The sequence below is a fragment of the Thalassobius sp. Cn5-15 genome (assembly GCF_022347685.1).
Taxonomy (GTDB): Bacteria; Pseudomonadota; Alphaproteobacteria; order Rhodobacterales; family Rhodobacteraceae; genus Thalassobius.
In genome coordinates, this window is record NZ_JAKRGF010000001.1 from 962,350 (window position 1) to 977,537 (window position 15,188).

18 protein-coding genes are annotated in these 15,188 nt (G+C 59.6%); 16 read left to right on the forward strand and 2 right to left on the reverse strand.

Annotation, left to right across the window (positions count from 1 at the left end):
* Positions 1–11 precede the first annotated feature (11 nt).
* The 13 genes from MHM86_RS04590 (at position 12) to MHM86_RS04650 (ending at position 9,948) form a co-directional block, all read left to right on the forward strand.
* The gene (locus MHM86_RS04590; protein WP_239196338.1) at positions 12–839 is read left to right on the forward strand and encodes a FliH/SctL family protein; all 828 of its coding nucleotides are present in this window, start codon (positions 12–14) and stop codon (positions 837–839) included.
* Complete coding sequence (locus MHM86_RS04595; protein WP_239196340.1) at positions 836–2,185, forward strand: FliI/YscN family ATPase; 1,350 nt, start codon at positions 836–838, stop codon at positions 2,183–2,185. The genes MHM86_RS04590 and MHM86_RS04595 overlap by 4 nt, the downstream gene beginning before the upstream one ends.
* 11 nt (positions 2,186–2,196) lie before the next feature.
* Positions 2,197–2,568, forward strand: coding sequence for a hypothetical protein (locus MHM86_RS04600; protein ID WP_239196342.1), 372 nt, complete (start codon positions 2,197–2,199; stop codon positions 2,566–2,568).
* Between the two features lie 100 nt (positions 2,569–2,668).
* A complete protein-coding gene (locus MHM86_RS04605) occupies positions 2,669–4,261 on the forward strand; it encodes a flagellar hook-length control protein FliK (RefSeq protein WP_239196344.1) in 1,593 nt (530 codons plus the stop codon).
* An 11-nt stretch (positions 4,262–4,272) separates the two neighbouring features.
* A complete protein-coding gene (gene fliL / locus MHM86_RS04610) occupies positions 4,273–4,836 on the forward strand; it encodes a flagellar basal body-associated protein FliL (protein WP_239196346.1) in 564 nt (187 codons plus the stop codon).
* A 10-nt stretch (positions 4,837–4,846) separates the two neighbouring features.
* Complete coding sequence (gene fliM / locus MHM86_RS04615) at positions 4,847–5,827, forward strand: flagellar motor switch protein FliM (protein ID WP_239196348.1); 981 nt, start codon at positions 4,847–4,849, stop codon at positions 5,825–5,827.
* 45 nt (positions 5,828–5,872) lie between these two features.
* Positions 5,873–6,214 (forward strand): flagellar motor switch protein FliN, encoded by a 342-nt coding sequence (gene fliN, locus MHM86_RS04620; RefSeq protein WP_239196350.1) that lies wholly within the window; start codon positions 5,873–5,875, stop codon positions 6,212–6,214.
* A gap of 170 nt (positions 6,215–6,384) precedes the next feature.
* Positions 6,385–6,693 (forward strand): flagellar assembly protein FliO, encoded by a 309-nt coding sequence (locus MHM86_RS04625; protein ID WP_239196352.1) that lies wholly within the window; start codon positions 6,385–6,387, stop codon positions 6,691–6,693.
* Entirely contained in the window at positions 6,690–7,451 is a 762-nt protein-coding gene (gene fliP, locus MHM86_RS04630) for a flagellar type III secretion system pore protein FliP (protein WP_239196354.1), read from the forward strand. The genes MHM86_RS04625 and fliP overlap by 4 nt, the downstream gene beginning before the upstream one ends.
* A 3-nt stretch (positions 7,452–7,454) precedes the next feature.
* On the forward strand, positions 7,455–7,721 hold the full coding sequence (gene fliQ, locus MHM86_RS04635; protein WP_058319607.1) for a flagellar biosynthesis protein FliQ: 267 nt from the start codon (positions 7,455–7,457) through the stop codon (positions 7,719–7,721).
* Positions 7,721–8,542, forward strand: a complete 822-nt coding sequence (gene fliR / locus MHM86_RS04640; RefSeq protein ID WP_239196356.1) for a flagellar biosynthetic protein FliR — start codon at positions 7,721–7,723, stop codon at positions 8,540–8,542. Before fliQ ends, fliR begins: the two co-directional genes overlap by 1 nt.
* Positions 8,535–9,689: a flagellar biosynthesis protein FlhB gene (flhB, locus tag MHM86_RS04645; RefSeq protein ID WP_239196358.1), complete on the forward strand. Its 1,155-nt coding sequence runs from the start codon at positions 8,535–8,537 to the stop codon at positions 9,687–9,689. The genes fliR and flhB overlap by 8 nt, the downstream gene beginning before the upstream one ends.
* A 40-nt stretch (positions 9,690–9,729) precedes the next feature.
* Entirely contained in the window at positions 9,730–9,948 is a 219-nt protein-coding gene (locus tag MHM86_RS04650; RefSeq protein ID WP_239196360.1) for a hypothetical protein, read from the forward strand.
* Positions 9,949–10,103: 155 nt separating this feature from the next.
* Here the strand turns inward: MHM86_RS04650 and MHM86_RS04655 are convergent, their stop codons facing one another.
* Complete coding sequence (locus tag MHM86_RS04655) at positions 10,104–10,262, reverse strand: hypothetical protein (RefSeq protein ID WP_239196362.1); 159 nt, start codon at positions 10,260–10,262, stop codon at positions 10,104–10,106.
* 267 nt (positions 10,263–10,529) lie between these two features.
* Positions 10,530–11,228, reverse strand: a complete 699-nt coding sequence (locus MHM86_RS04660) for a fumarylacetoacetate hydrolase family protein (protein ID WP_239196364.1) — start codon at positions 11,226–11,228, stop codon at positions 10,530–10,532.
* A gap of 259 nt (positions 11,229–11,487) precedes the next feature.
* Here MHM86_RS04660 and nadA point away from each other — a divergent pair, with 259 nt between their 5' ends.
* From nadA to nadC, 3 genes are all read left to right on the forward strand, one after another.
* Entirely contained in the window at positions 11,488–12,540 is a 1,053-nt protein-coding gene (nadA, locus tag MHM86_RS04665; RefSeq protein ID WP_239196366.1) for a quinolinate synthase NadA, read from the forward strand.
* A gap of 106 nt (positions 12,541–12,646) precedes the next feature.
* The gene (locus MHM86_RS04670; protein WP_239196368.1) at positions 12,647–14,242 is read left to right on the forward strand and encodes an L-aspartate oxidase; all 1,596 of its coding nucleotides are present in this window, start codon (positions 12,647–12,649) and stop codon (positions 14,240–14,242) included.
* A gap of 6 nt (positions 14,243–14,248) precedes the next feature.
* Positions 14,249–15,097 carry a carboxylating nicotinate-nucleotide diphosphorylase gene (gene nadC / locus MHM86_RS04675; RefSeq protein ID WP_239196370.1) on the forward strand — a complete coding sequence of 283 codons (849 nt, stop codon included), beginning with the start codon at positions 14,249–14,251 and terminating at the stop codon, positions 15,095–15,097.
* Positions 15,098–15,188 lie beyond the last annotated feature (91 nt).

Here is a 15,188-nt window from a genome sequence, read left to right on the forward strand (position 1 = left end):
GAGAGAGCACAATGGGCTTTCACAAGGACCTATCGGTTCAGGCGCTGGACATTGAATCGATCAATGACATCCTGCGCAAAAACCGCGATGGCAACTTCCGCCCGCGCGCCTTTGAAGAGGTCAGCATAGACGACATGCCGGCGGAACATATCCCCGTCGGCACGCCAGCTGATGCCGCACTTGAGGCAGCGGGGGTAGGTCAGCCGATCCAGACGCGCGATGCAGATGACACCGCTGCCGACGCTCCCGCCGAAGAGGATCCCGCCGCCAAAGAAGCCGCGGCGCGCAAGGCAGGCTACACTGAAGGCTACGCCGAAGGATATCAGAAAGGGCTCAGCGAAGCACCGCCTGCACAGGCCCCCGCCCCTGCCGGCCCCTGCCCCGAAGCTCAGGCGCAGATGGAAGAGGCCGCGCGGCTGTTCACCGATCTGACCACGTCGCTGACCGATCATGCCGCCGATCATCACAGCGCCCTGCGCAACGCGATGGAACAGACGTTGCTGACGCTGGCCAGCGATCTGGCCGGTCAACAGATCGACGCCCTGCCCGCTGCCTTTGCCCAGAAAGTGGGCGAGTTGGTGGACCGTGTGGGCAAAACCGTTGACTGCACCCAGATCCACCTGAACCCCGAAGATCTGAACGCGATTGAACCCACCCTTGAAGGGTCTGAACTGATCGAGGGCTGTATCCTGCAGGCCGATGTCGCCCTGCCCCGCGGTGCGGTTGATATCCGCTCTGGCCCCAACCGCGTACAATCAGCGTTGTCCGATTTTGCCGATGGCGCCCTGCCGGTGGATTGGGACGACAGTGATTTGCAGATCGAAGGCAAAACCGCATGAGCCCGACAGTGATGGAACGGCTCAGCCATGATCTGGCCACCCTGCCCGAACGTTCTGCCCCTCAGATCAGCGGTCAGGTGGTGCGCTATGACGGATTGGTGGTGGAATGCTCGGGCTTTCCAGCCTCTCCCGGGGATCTGTGCCTGATCTATCCGCGCCACGCTGGTCCCGATGCAACGCCTGTAGAGGGCGAGGTTGTGGGCTTTTCCGATGGCAAGAACCTCCTCTTCCTCGACACAGCTGGGGCACAGATCACGCTAGGCGATCCGGTGGTGCTACGCCGTGCAGGACGTTTGTGTGAGGTAGGGCCGGAACTCCTTGGCCGGGTAATTGACGCCAGTGGTGCGCCGCTGGACGGACGGCCAGCGCCGAAACCTTCGGACCTCTGGCCTCTGGCCGGAAAACCGCTGAACCCGCTGGCCCGTGGCCCGGTGAAGGACGTGCTGGATGTGGGGGTGCGCATCCTCAACTCCTCCATGACCATCGGACGCGGGCAACGCGTGGGGATTATGGCGGGATCGGGTGTGGGTAAATCCGTACTGATCGAAATGATGACCCACAACACCACCGCCGACGTGATCATCGTGGGTCTGATCGGTGAACGGGCGCGTGAGGTGGGCGATTTTGTCAGCCGCGTGATGACCCCAGAGGCCGCCGCGCGGGTCTGCGTCGTCGCCGTGCCTGCGGACCGATCGCCGCTGTTGCGCCTGCGCGCTGCGAACCGCACGACCGCCATTGCCGAGTATTTCCGCGATCAAGGCAAGGATGTGCTGCTGATCATGGACAGCCTCACCCGCGTGGCCCACGCCAAACGCGAGGCGGGACTGGCGCTGGGGGAACAACCCACCGCGAAGGGCTACACACCTTCGGTGATCTCGATGATCCCGTCACTGATTGAACGCTGCGGCCCCGGCCTGCCCGGTCAGGGGACGATTACCGCGCTTTATACCGTTTTGGCAGATGGCGATGACACCACCAACGATCCGGTGGTGGATTCAGCCCGTGCGATCCTTGACGGCCACATGGTCCTAAGCCGTGCACAGGCGCAACGCGGAATATATCCAGCAATTGACCTGCCGGCTTCCGTCAGTCGGGTGATGAACGACATCGTCCCACCGGAACATGTCACCGCCAGCCAGCGGCTGCGGCGCCTCATTTCTCTTTACAATGAAAACCGCGATCTGATGTTGATGGGCGGCTACAGTGCCGGTCAGGACAAGGATCTGGACGCCGCGATCAAGAACTGGCCGCAAATCGAAAGTTTCATCTGCCAGATGAAGCATGAAAAGGTCACCTTCGCTGAAAGCCAGAAACAGCTGATCGAGCTGATCGGCATGACCGCCTGAGAACGTGAAAGATGACGAAACCAAACGGCAACCACCTGCATCTGATGGCCAAGGCCGAAACGGTCAAGCAGGCCGATCTGGCCAAACGCCTGCGCCGTGCGCAGGACGAGATGAACAACATCACCGCACAGGCAGGCTCCATCAACCGGATGCTTGATGAACATGGCGGGCAATTGCGGGCAGCTAAAACGTCGGCCCAACTGGCGGGGGCGTTGCGCCTTGGTCAGCAGTTGGAGGGCTTTCGCAGCACACTGAGCCTGCAAAAAGCACAGTCAGAGCGGCGCCTGAAAAAGGCGCAGACCGAACTGGCCCAGAGCGGTCACAAATTGGACATGCTGACTGACAAAGCCAACAAGCTGTCCGCTCAGCAAAATTCTGACTGAACACACTACACTTGAACAAAATTACAACGGGTTTGTGTCGCCTTGGCACGGATGCTGCAGCGGATAGTGCAAATCCAGTTTCAAGGACCCGAAGTCACTCATGCAAAACCCTGTTGCATCCTCTCCCAGCGCCAGCCAAAGCCCCACCCTGCCGATCCACGGCGCAGCCGCGGCAACCACCTCTTCTTTGGCGATGGCCTCAACCACCGCACCTGCGGCCGATTTCGCCGCCCTGATGCAGGGCGCGCAAGCGGTGGGCGACGGTGCGGGCCTGTCCCTCGGCGCTGGCGGTGTCAGTGCTGAAGGCATTGAAACACTGGACCCAGACGCACTGGCACTTCTACAGGCGGGCAGCGAAGCGATCGACGGCTTAACGCCTGAACAGGCAGCCGCAGGTGTTATGTTCACCGTCGGCGGCGCGGCCATCGCCACCCAATCCGGGACCCTCTCTATCGCGCCGCTCAGTGATGAGGCCGCAACGGAGGCAGGCGATGCCGTTATGCAGAAACTGATGGCTGAGGGCGACGCCGCCCGCAAGGCCGCTGGTCAGACGCCGATCACTGCAGCGCAACTCTCCGGGGCGCAAGTGGCCGAACGTCAGGCCCTGATGCGCAAAGCTGATGGTAAATCCCTGTCCGCAGGGCAGACCCCAACCACAGAATTGAGTGCAGAGGCATTGGACGACATGGCTGCCAAAGCCGCGGCTCAGGCGACAACCACGCAAACCTCGGCCAATACCCGCCCCGCGGCTATGGCAGAAGACGCACTGCGCGCTGCGTTGGCAGATAAACTGCCAGCCAGTACAAAGGCAGCAGAGGCTACACAAAACGCCGTACCGGCAGCGGCTATGACACCGCAGGCCCAAACCGCGATTGCCCGCATCACTCAGGCACAGGCTCAGGCGCACTCAGCGCAGGCCCAAAACCCGCTGACACAGTCGACTCCAGCGCAGTCCACAGGCCCGAGCGCAGACATGCCCCTGACCGAAGCCGCCTATGATCCCACCGCCGTCAAACCGGCAGGATCCGACACCGGCATGATGGCCGAGCTGAAGGCGGAACTGAAACTGACCACCACGACCGCGCAAACACCTGCGCAGGTCCAACTACAAGCCCAGACCGCTCAAACCAACGTTCAGACAGCCGAGCAGCCGCTAAACGTCACCCAATTGGGTCAAACGCAGGCTATGAGTGCGCCAGAGGTGGCACAGGCCCAACTCAATCCCGCGCAAGCCGCCCCGCTGCCCCGCAGCCTGGTCATGACAGATCGTGAATGGCCCACACAGCTGACCGCGATGATCAAAGAAGCGCGTGACCTGACCCAGGGCGATATTGAAATCGCTCTGCAGCCCGAACGTCTGGGACGGATGACCATCCGCATGGAAATGCGCGAAAACGCAGTTGCGGTGACAATTGTTACAGACAATGACGCTTCGGCACGATTGTTGAATGACAACCAGGCGCGGCTTGCCGATCTGATGTCGAAGGCGGGGCTGGATCTGAGTCAGCATAACGCCTCTTCGGGTCAGCAAGGTGGTGCGCAGACAGGATTGGGGGGTCAGGGCGGCAATGGCGCGCCCGGGCAAGACCAGTCCGACGATACGAATAGCTTGGCCACCGCACAGGTTCTGGGCGGCGAGGCTGGGCAGATGAACACCGCCGACGATGACGACGGCATTGATATTTTGGCCTGAGGAAAAAGGTAATGGCAGACGCAACAGCAAACGCCCCCGCCAAGAAAAAAGGCGGCGCAGTCAAAATGATTTTGCTCATGGTTGTGGGCGCGGGTCTGGCCGGTGGCGGCTTCTTTGGCGGCAAGTATTTTGCCGAATCCAGCATGAGCCCAGCCGACGAAGTTTTGCGCCTGATCGAGGAAACCGGCCCCGCCACTGAGGAGATGGGCGAAGAAGGCCCGATGAAAGTTTCCAAGGAACTGCCCGAAGAGCCGATGTTCGTCACCCAATACTTCGAGTTTCCCGACCCGCTGACAACCAACCTCAAAGGGTCCAGCAGGTTCCTGCAGTTGGGCATCGGTCTGTCAACGCAATATGACGAAGCGGTGCTGAACAACGTCCAGACCCATGAAATGGCGCTGCGCTCGGACATTCTGGCCGTGCTGTCCACGTACACAGAGGCAGATGTCGAAGGCACCGATGGCCGTGACCGTCTGTCAGAAGAACTGCTGACGGTGGTAAATCGCCGTCTTGAAACGCTGGAAGGGTTCGGCGGCATCGAAAGCGTCTTCTTCCCCACCTTCGTGATGCAGTGAGGCCGCACTGATGGTTGGGCATAAACTTTCCAGTACCGAGCTTGCCAATCTTGTTGGCGACCTTATGAACCTCGACGCCGACGAAAACGGCGAAATGCTCGATGGTGACATAAGTTATAAGCCGTACAAATTTGGCGATAACAATCTGTCGCTGATGGGCGACTACTACGGGTTGCGGATGATCAACGAACGGTTCTGCCGATTGGCGCGTTCGGTTTTCCTGCCGATGCTGCGTCTACAGCCGCGGATTTCGTCATTCCCGCCTGAGATCAAGACCTTTTCTGACTACACCGATCAGGTAGAAAACTTTGTCTCGCTGACCACCAGCCGGATTGAGGCGTTGCGCGGATCGCAGATGCTGGTGATCCCGCCGGATTTCGTGTCGATGCTGACCAACAGCTACTATGGCGGCGATATCAGTTCGCTGCAGGTGGCACGTACCGAATTCACCGGCACCGAACAGCGGGTGATCGAACTGGTGTCTGACGGGTTGAACAAACAGCTGGAACTGGCCTGGCGTGACCTGATGCCGATCAATTTTGAACTACAAGCACGTGAGGAAAACCTCAGCTTTGCCTCCTTCGCCGATGCCGAGGATATGGTGATCAACTGCTCCTTTATGGTGCAGCTGCCCGATACCGATCCGGCGAACTTTGATGTGATTTATCCGCTGCAGACGCTGAAACCCATCGCCGCGCAGCTGCGGTCGCGCATGCACTCTGACCTGATGGAAGAGGACATGACATGGCGCGAGAAACTGGAACAAGCGGTGCTACAGGTGCCGCTGGATGTCACTGCCATTCTGGCTGAACCGCAACTGCCGCTTGGCCGCATTGGCCAGGTCGCGGCAGGCGATGTGGTTCCGGTGGCAATGACCCCTGCCCCGAAACTGATCGTCGAAGGCCGGCCGCTGTTTGACGCCGACCTTGGCGAAGCCTCTGGCAAATCTGCCCTGAACCTCACCCGCCGTCTGGCGGAAACCACCTCTTAAGATGCCCAAAACCGGCCAAGACCCCGAAGTAAAAGGATCGTTGTGATGAGTGATGACACCGTGATGGAAGAAGCCGCTGGTCTGCCCGCCACCTCTGGCGCGGGCTTGCCCGATACCACGGATCAAGGCCTTTTGGGGGGCCTCGGCGTTCTGGACTCGGTCAAAGTACGGCTAACAGTGGAGGTCGGCCGCACCCAGATCACGATCGAAGATCTGTTGAAACTGAACGAAGGATCGGTTGTAGAACTGGACCGGATGGCGGGTGATCCGCTGGATATCCAGATCAACGGCACCACAATCGCCAAGGGCGAGGTTGTGGTGATCGGCGAACGCTTTGGCATTCGGTTTGGCGACATTGTCGATCCAAAAGATCGGGTGAACATCTGATCTGATCCGCAAAACCTGACATCAGGGGGCCCTCGTCCCCTGCCAGCCCCCTCAAACACACGCAGGCCCAGCACCCGCGCGAATTTTGCTGCGCACGTGGCACATCGCGCGACCACTTGGCACGAAACATGCCCCCAATTGGTCATCGAGGCCGATAGGAGAGGCGTGTTATGGATATTGTCACAATCGATCAGCTGCTGACTGTAGGAGGCTTTCTGGCCGTCCTTCTGGCGGCGCTTTATGTGGTGCAAACCAACAAGGGCAAGCTGAAGGGCAAACTGTCCACAGATCGTCGCATGGCGATTACCGAAGTGACCGCACTGGGCGCTGACAGCCGCGCGATGCTGCTCAACGTGGACGGGCAAGAGTTTCTGATCGTCACCGCGAAACGTCAGGCTCCTGTTGTGACCCCGCTGAATGCCAAAGCCGCAAGCGTCACGCCTGCAGAGGTCGCCCAGATCGCACAGGTGGCCGCATGATGCGCGCGACTGCCCCCCTCCTCCTCATCGCGGCGGCAACGCTCACCGCCTCCCCCGCTCTGTCGCAGGGCCTGCCCGCGCTGGAACTGATCGGCCCCGGCGGCGGTGAAAGCACGAAATACTCTCTCTCCCTGCAGATCCTTGCGCTGATGACCGCGTTGACGGTACTGCCGTCGATTGTCCTGGGGATGAGCGCCTTTACGCGCATTATCATCGTCCTGTCGATCCTGCGTCAAGCACTGGGCACACAGCAGACGCCGCCCAATCAGGTGCTGGTGGCGATCGCGCTGTTCCTGGGCTTCTTTGTTATGCAACCGATGCTGACACAAGTCTTTGACAGCGCCGTTGCCCCCTATCTGGACGGCAACATGGCCGCGCCCGAGGCGATCCAACGCGCCCGCGTGCTGATCAGCGGCTTTCTGATCGAAAACACTCGCCAAAACGACCTGATGATGTTCATGGACCTGTCGGGAAGCGGCCCTTACGAGACCAACGAGGACGTGCCGCTGTCAGTGATGTTGCCGGCCTTCATCACCTCGGAGCTGAAGACAGCGTTTCAGATCGGATTCCTGTTGTTCCTGCCGTTTCTGGTGATCGACATGGTGATCGCGTCGATCCTGATGGCACTGGGTATGATGATGCTGTCGCCGATGTTGGTGTCGCTGCCATTCAAGCTGCTGCTGTTCGTGCTGGTCGATGGCTGGGCGCTGACCATGGGGTCTCTTGTCAACTCATTCGCCAGCGGTGTGGGAGCATAAACAATGGATTTTGACGCAAATATCGAACAGCTGCAGATCGCCTATTGGAAGATCCTGATGACCGCAGGCCCCGTGCTGGGCATCGCGCTGGCCGTCGGTCTGACCGTTGGCATCATTCAGGCTGCCACATCAATCAACGAGGCGACACTGTCTTTTGTCCCGAAACTGGCCATTGTGCTGCTGACCATGGGACTGGCATCCGGGTTCATGCTGACCACGATGTCAGACTACTTCATCCATATTTTTGAACTGGTTGCGAATATCCGCTGATGTTTATTGATCTGGTCACATATGACTCTGGCGTGCCTGGGATCGAGATTTCAAGACTGCTTGATATCCTGCTCCTCTTCATGTTTGCGATGATCCGCATCGGCGCCTTTATCATGGCGGCACCGATCACCGGCGCGCGTTTTGTGCCGGTGCAGGTGCGCATTGTGACCTCTGTCATTCTGACACTGCCGGTTATGGCCTACGCCCAGCTCCCCACGGTCGAGGCACTGACCAGCCCCGCCATCGTCGGCATGGTGCTGGGCGAGATTGCCCTTGGAGCCTCCTCCGGCCTGATCCTGTCGATCTTCTTTGCCGCCGCCGCCGTGGCAGGCGACCGAATTGCGACCACCGCGGGCCTTGGCTTTGCCTCGCAGGTCGATCCAACGAACGGTGCCACTGCGCCGGTCATTTCTCAGTTGTTCAGCCTCGGCCTGCTGGTGTTGTTTGTCTCGACAGACAGCCACCTGACCGCGTTTCGTCTGGTGCTGGACAGCTACAACCACATTCCCCCCGGCACGGTCTTTGACTTCTCCGGTGTGGCGCAGGCAGGCATTGATGCAGGCGGGCAAATGTTTGCCCATGCGACCAAACTGATGATGCCGGTCGTGTCGGTCCTGCTCTTGGTGAACATGGGTATCGGCGTGATGACCCGGTCGGCCCCGCAGCTGAACATTTTCTCATTCGGTTTCCCCCTCACCCTCTCGGTCACCATGGTTCTTTTGTACCTTGGCGCACCAGTGATGGGGCTGGCGTACAACAAACTAATCGAGGCAGCGATCAACGCGCTGACCCAGATGCTAACAGGAGCGGCAAATGGCTGAAGGTGGCGCAGGCGACAGTCAGGAAAAAACTGAGGAGCCAACCCCAAAAAAGAAAGCGGACGCTAGAAAGGAGGGCAAGACAGTCACCTCCAAAGAAATGTTCGTCTTCGCCTCTATGCTCAGCGCCATTGTGATTTTGATGGCTGGCAGCTTCGCAGGACCTATTCTGGCCCGTGATTTTGCCAGTTTTTTCCGTTTTGGCACCGCCGCAAACTATGACAGTTTAATAATAACACGCCTGCATGACTCGTTGCGCCATGTGCTGATCATCGGCATGGTTCTGGGCGTGCCGATGTTGCTTGCCACAGTGGCGATGCAGGCAGCAATGGGCGGCGGTATCCTCTTTGCCACCTCGAACCTCAAGCCCAAGTTTTCCAAGCTGAACCTGTTTAAGGGCATCAAGCGCATGGTGTCCACCAAGGCGCTGGTGGAACTGCTGAAGGCGGTGATGAAGGTCACCATGCTGAGCGCCGCCGCCGGTCTGGTGCTGTGGCAATGGCTGCCGCAACTGTCGACCACCGCGTTCATGGAGGCGGGATCGCAGTTTTCAATGCTGTCGTCTGTGTCCTATCAGGTGCTGATGGCACTGGTTCTGGCGCTGGCCATCATCGGTGCGGTAGACCTGATCTGGCAGATCCACAGCATGAATAAACAGCTGAAAATGTCGCTGCAGGAAATCAAAGATGAGAGCAAACAGACCGAAGGCTCGCCAGAGGTCAAAGGCGCGATCCGCCGCAAACAGATGGAGGCCGCACAAAGTGGTGCCGCCCGTCGCGCTGCGTTGGATGATGTAAAAGACGCCACCGCAATCATCACCAACCCCAAACACTTCTCCGTCGCGCTGCGCTATGTGCCGGGTGAGGATGACGCGCCGCGCGTTCTGGCACTGGGTGAAGGCGCGATGGCCTTCCAGATCCGTGAACTGGCAAAGGAACACGATGTGACCATCCTGCCGGTGCCGCCTCTGGCCCGCGCGCTCTACTTCACCTCGCCTTTAGGTGGCGAAATCCACCCCGGTCTTTATGCGGCTGTGGCGACCATTCTGGCCCATGTCTATCACCTGGATCAGGAGCCCGACGCCGACATGCCGGATGTCGACCTGCCCGATGACTTCCGCTTTAACGAACATGGCAAGAAAGCTGCATGATCGCAGCATCCCTTGCGCCACCTGATAGAAAGGACACCCCATGCTGAACCGCGAAAAAGGCTCTTACGGACAGATGATTTCCACGATGTGTTTCGCCGGTGTTGGCCTGTTCCTGCTGGGCGAAGCGGCAATCACCGAAGGTCAGCCGCTGAAGCTTGCCTTTATGGCCTTCTGTGCGATGCTGTCACTGGCAGGCGCGTTGAGGTTTCAGATTGCCAAACTGGCCGAAGTGTTGCCGCGTCTGTTAAACGGGCAATAGGCGTAAACAGCCCTGTGTACGTCAAACCAGATCACACACGCAAAAACGGGTGGCCGAAAGGACCACCCGTTTTCACTGGAGAGAGAAATTTGCTGCGGGGCTGGGATAGCTAGGGGACAAACCACCCCCGCAGACTTGGGTAAGGTGTATCCGTGTCAGATGACAGTTTTGGTCAACACGGGAATGAACCACAGCCAGAACATAGTGCCGCTCAGCAAAAAGGGCGCCATCCACCAACCCGAAGGCATCTGCGAAACATCCCCACCACGGGGTTCGGAGTGATCCAGAGAAGAGGTTTTAAACAGTCTCAACATTTGAACAGTCCTTTCGTTTCGCGGGTCGTTTCCATGGGCGCTGATCCCATGACCACCTTGGCCACATCAGCAAAAACGCCACAACAAGTTCCGTCTTGTTACAAACATCTTGCCGCACACCGCAGGCCCCGCGCCAGATCACATAGGACGGTGCCGGGTGAGAATAGGTTTGGGTCTACCTGCGAAAGTATGGGGGGTATTCGTTAAATCGGCGTAAATCAGAAAAGTTTTAGCAAAAATCGTGTCAGGGCTGCTTGCGCGCGCGGATTAGACTGCAGCGCCAAGGGTCAGGCGCACAGGTTCCAATCCGTCAATCTGCCCCACCAGTTGATCCCCTGCCTTAACGGCACCAACGCCGGCAGGCGTGCCGGTCAGGATCACATCCCCCGCCCGCAGGTGATAATATTGCGACAGATCCGATATGATGGCGGCCACATTATGGATCATCTGATCCAGCGTCGCGTCCTGACGCATCTCGCCGTTGACCTTCAGCCGGATCGCCTGCGACACGACAGGGTCCCACTCACCTGCCCGCGTCAGCGGGGCAAGCACCACCGCGCCCTCAAAATCTTTGCCCAGATCCCACGGGCGGCGCTTCTCCTTCGCCTTGGCCTGCAGATCGCGCCGCGTCATGTCCAGCGCACAACCATAACCGAAAACTGCCTGCACAGATTGTACCCTATTGGCACGAAACACTGTTTCACCAAGCGCAACGGCCAGCTCCATCTCGTGATGCAGATCGGCGGTGCCGGGAGGATAGGACAATGTCGCACCGCCAGGCAGGGCTGCATGGGCTGATTTGGTGAAATAGAACGGTGCTTCGCGGTCCACCTCGGTCCCCATTTCGCGCGCGTGCGCCTCATAATTGCGGCCAACGCAGAAAATCCTGTGGATGGGATAAAGGGCCTCTGTCCCCTGCACCTCGATCGTGGGCTGTGGCGCGGGATCGAAAAGATACTCAGACATGGAAGGACACCTCATGCGGGCTATAATCACTGTGAAACCCATGCTGACGCCCCCGCTCACAACATGCAAGCGATCCGCGCAGACATCCCGCCCCAAACAGACCCAATGGTCCCCTTTCGGAAACTCCGTCCCGTCAAATCTTCACAAAAATATGACAACTCAGGACATATATGGCGAAATTCACTGGCGAGGGCCGTGTTTTCCACATATACCCCGCCCCCAAGCCATCCGGCCAGGCACCTTCAAGGAGGACAGTTGCTTGCTCGATCTCAGCGATCTGCGTGTTGAACTTGGCGCGCATTACGACCTTAGCCCTGATCAGAAACTCGCCGACAGTATGGCAGATATCTACGCGCGTATGGACCGCGTGGTGTCGCCCCCCGATTGGGTGGTCTATGCGCCTTATGTCAAGGCCATCAACGACCTGAAAAAAGAGCGCAACGCTGCTATTCTGGCCCACAACTACATGACGCCAGACATTTACCACGGCATCTCCGATGTAGTGGGCGACAGCCTGCAGCTGGCGATCGAGGCCACCAAGGTGGAGGCGGACGTCATCGTTCAGGCGGGCGTGCACTTCATGGCGGAAACCTCGAAAATCCTGAACCCGTCAAAGACCGTGCTGATGCCGGATATGGAAGCAGGCTGTTCCCTCGCCTCCTCCATCACTGCTGAAGGTATCGCAGAAATGCGCGCCAAATACCCCGGTGCGCCGGTGGTCACCTATGTGAACACCACCGCCGAGGTGAAGGCAGCGTCTGACATCTGCTGCACCTCGTCGAATGCCGCCCAGATCGTCGCGGCGATGGACAGTGACACGGTGATCATGACACCGGACCAGTATCTGGCCCAGAACGTCGCCAAACAGGTGCCGCAGAAAAACGTCGTCTGGTGGGAAGGGTCGTGCATCGTGCATGAACGCTACACCGCGCAGGACCTGCGCGAGTTCCGCGAATGGAACCCCGGTACCCGTATCATCGCTCATCCCGAATGCCCTCCTGATGTGGTGAATGAGGCTGACTTCTCCGGCTCGACCTCCGGCATCATCTCTTATGTTGAAACAGAGCGCCCCAAAAAGGCGATGCTGGTGACAGAATGTTCGATGGCCTCCAACATTTCGGACGCGCTGCCGGATGTGGATTTCGTCGGCCCCTGCAACATGTGCCCCTTCATGAAGAAGATCACGCTGGAAAAGGTCCTCTATAGCCTGCACACCATGTCCACCCCTGTTGAGGTGGACCCAGAGGTCGCCGAGGGCGCGCGTCTGGCGGTGCAGCGCATGATCGACGTCAGCCGCAAGATGGGCCTCTAAGGCCCGCCTTCCCCGCCCCACACCAGTTTGCCAGCCTTTGGTGCCAGCATCCTTTGGCCAGAGTCGTACCGCCTGACGATCCGGCTCGTGTCTATGGAGAGAGAGCTTGCCTCAAACACCGCAACAGATCGAAACCACGCCCATCACCACAGATCGCATCGTGATCGTCGGCGCCGGGCTGGCAGCACTTTATGCAGCGCTGCATTTGGCACCGCGTCCTGTTTTGATGATCTCGCCCGATCCCTTGGGCGAAGGTGCATCATCCGCTTGGGCGCAGGGCGGCGTCGCCGCAGCCATGCGCGACCCCGACAGTCCTGACAGCCATTCCAGCGACACACTGGCCGCAGGTGCTGGCACCGTAGACGCAGCGGTGGCTGCGCGTGTGACGCGCGAGGCGCGAGATCACATTCTAGACCTCACCCGCCTTGGCACGCCATTTGATCGGGACAAAAACGGCGGCTACGTGTTGTCGCGTGAAGCCGCGCACAGCTACGCCCGTGTGGTCAGGGTCAAAGGGGATCAGGCCGGGGCCGAGATCATGCGCGCCCTGATCGCAGAGGTGGCGGCAACCCCATCCGTACAGGTGCTGGAGGGCGTTCTGGCCTCCGGTCTGGAAACGACTGGCAGCAGCGTCAGTGGGAAAACTGTAACTGGCGTCTGGGTCGAGCCTGCGGCAGGCGGCAAGGCGCCTGTGCTGATCAACGCCCCAGCTGTATTGCTGGCAGGTGGTGGATCAGGCGGTCTTTACAAACTCACCACCAACCCGCCGCGTATTCGTGGGCAGGTGATCGGCATGGCAGCACGCGCAGGGGCGATGATTGCCGATGCCGAATTTGTACAGTTCCACCCCACCGCCATCGACATGGGCGAAGATCCGGCGCCACTGGCCACCGAGGCGCTGCGCGGTGAAGGCGCGGTTTTGGTCAACGCAGACGGTCATCGGTTCATGACCGACGTACATCCAGATGCCGAACTGGCCCCCCGCGATGTGGTCGCCCGCGCGATCTACGCCGAAACCCAAGCGGGCCGCAAACCCGCGCTCGACACTCGCCAAGCCATCGGTGCGGCAATCAAGACGCAGTTTCTGGCCGTGGCCGAGGCCTGCGCGCGCGCTGGTCTGGACCCAGAGGTACACACCATCCCCGTCGCCGCCGCCGCGCATTATCACATGGGTGGCATCGCGGTGAATGCAGAAGGCCGTGCATCCCTGCAAAACCTCTGGGTTTGTGGCGAAGCCTCCTCGACCGGTCTGCATGGTGCAAACCGTCTGGCGTCCAACGGATTGCTGGAGGCGCTGGTCTATGGCCGCATTTGCGCCCGTGACATAGCCAACGCCGTGCCAGATGCGATGGGTTCCGCCCGTGTTGAACTGACTTTCACTGGCACCGGAACATATCCTGATCCACAGGCCGTTGAGGCCCTGCGTGCGTGCATGACTCAGAACGTCGGCGTCTTGCGTGACGCCACAGGTCTCGAAAAGGCGCTGCACCAGATCGCATCCCTTGAGGCCACCCACGCCCCCTGCCCAAGTTTTACCAACATGACCGCCACCGCAACGCTGATCACCGCCGCCGCCCTGATGCGGCAAGAAAGTCGTGGCGCCCACTGCCGGCTTGATTTTCCCGAGACCAAAGGCGACACCGGACAGCGTAGCCGCCTGACCCTGACAGAGGCGCTAAAGCTGCGCCAAAGATACGAGTGATCCATCATGACCTATGCCACCCTGCCTGACCTGATCCTGGAACCGCTGGTAAAATCCGCCTTGATGGAGGATTTGGGCACCTATGGTGACATCACCACCCGCGCGGTCATCCCCGCCGATGTGCGCTACACTGCACGGCTGAACGCCCGCGCGGATGGCGTTGTGTCGGGCATGCAGGTGGCGGCAATTGCCTTTCGTCTTGTCGATCCCACGCTGGACATTCGCATGTTGAAACAGGATGGCGAGGCGATCGCGAAGGGCGACACCCTGATGGAGATCGAAGGCCCCGCCACCTCGATCCTGTCGGGCGAACGTGTAGCGCTGAACTTTGCCGGCCGCCTGACGGGGATTGCTACCCTGACCGCCAGCTTCGTGGCCGAGACCGCAGGCACCAACGCCCGCATCACCTGTACCCGCAAAACCACCCCGGGTCTACGCATCGTAGAAAAACAGGCCGTGCTGCATGGCGGTGGTTTCAACCACCGTTTCAGCCTGTCCGACGCGATCCTGATCAAGGACAACCACATCGCCGCCGCCGGTGGTGTGCGCGCTGTGTTGGAGGCCACCAAAGCCCACGCCAGCCATATGGTCCGGGTGGAGATTGAGGTGGACACGCTGACCCAGCTGGATGAGGTCCTGAGCATTGGGGGTGCAGACGTCGTGCTGCTGGACAATATGGACACCCCCACCCTGCGCGAGGCTGTGACGATGAACGCAGGCCGCATGGTGCTGGAAGCCTCCGGCAACATGAAACGGGAACGGATTGCCGAAGTGTCGGCAACGGGTGTCGACTATATATCCTCCGGTGCGCTGACCCATTCTGCGCAGACGCTGGATTTAGGGTTGGATTTCTGATTCAGAAATCTGCCCAAGCCTATAGCTGTCGCTTAAAAATGCGGCGCGGGACGCCGTAGACCAACAGCAACCCAGCGTTAAGTTTGCACAA

Coding starts and splice junctions, on each gene's coding strand:
- MHM86_RS04590 (WP_239196338.1), top strand. CDS start 12: ATGGGCTTTCACAAGGACCTATCGGTTCAGGCGCTGGACATTGAATCG.
- MHM86_RS04595 (WP_239196340.1), top strand. CDS start 836: ATGAGCCCGACAGTGATGGAACGGCTCAGCCATGATCTGGCCACCCTG.
- MHM86_RS04600 (WP_239196342.1), top strand. CDS start 2,197: ATGACGAAACCAAACGGCAACCACCTGCATCTGATGGCCAAGGCCGAA.
- MHM86_RS04605 (WP_239196344.1), top strand. CDS start 2,669: ATGCAAAACCCTGTTGCATCCTCTCCCAGCGCCAGCCAAAGCCCCACC.
- fliL (WP_239196346.1), top strand. CDS start 4,273: ATGGCAGACGCAACAGCAAACGCCCCCGCCAAGAAAAAAGGCGGCGCA.
- fliM (WP_239196348.1), top strand. CDS start 4,847: ATGGTTGGGCATAAACTTTCCAGTACCGAGCTTGCCAATCTTGTTGGC.
- fliN (WP_239196350.1), top strand. CDS start 5,873: ATGAGTGATGACACCGTGATGGAAGAAGCCGCTGGTCTGCCCGCCACC.
- MHM86_RS04625 (WP_239196352.1), top strand. CDS start 6,385: ATGGATATTGTCACAATCGATCAGCTGCTGACTGTAGGAGGCTTTCTG.
- fliP (WP_239196354.1), top strand. CDS start 6,690: ATGATGCGCGCGACTGCCCCCCTCCTCCTCATCGCGGCGGCAACGCTC.
- fliQ (WP_058319607.1), top strand. CDS start 7,455: ATGGATTTTGACGCAAATATCGAACAGCTGCAGATCGCCTATTGGAAG.
- fliR (WP_239196356.1), top strand. CDS start 7,721: ATGTTTATTGATCTGGTCACATATGACTCTGGCGTGCCTGGGATCGAG.
- flhB (WP_239196358.1), top strand. CDS start 8,535: ATGGCTGAAGGTGGCGCAGGCGACAGTCAGGAAAAAACTGAGGAGCCA.
- MHM86_RS04650 (WP_239196360.1), top strand. CDS start 9,730: ATGCTGAACCGCGAAAAAGGCTCTTACGGACAGATGATTTCCACGATG.
- MHM86_RS04655 (WP_239196362.1), bottom strand. CDS start 10,262: ATGTTGAGACTGTTTAAAACCTCTTCTCTGGATCACTCCGAACCCCGT.
- MHM86_RS04660 (WP_239196364.1), bottom strand. CDS start 11,228: ATGTCTGAGTATCTTTTCGATCCCGCGCCACAGCCCACGATCGAGGTG.
- nadC (WP_239196370.1), top strand. CDS start 14,249: ATGACCTATGCCACCCTGCCTGACCTGATCCTGGAACCGCTGGTAAAA.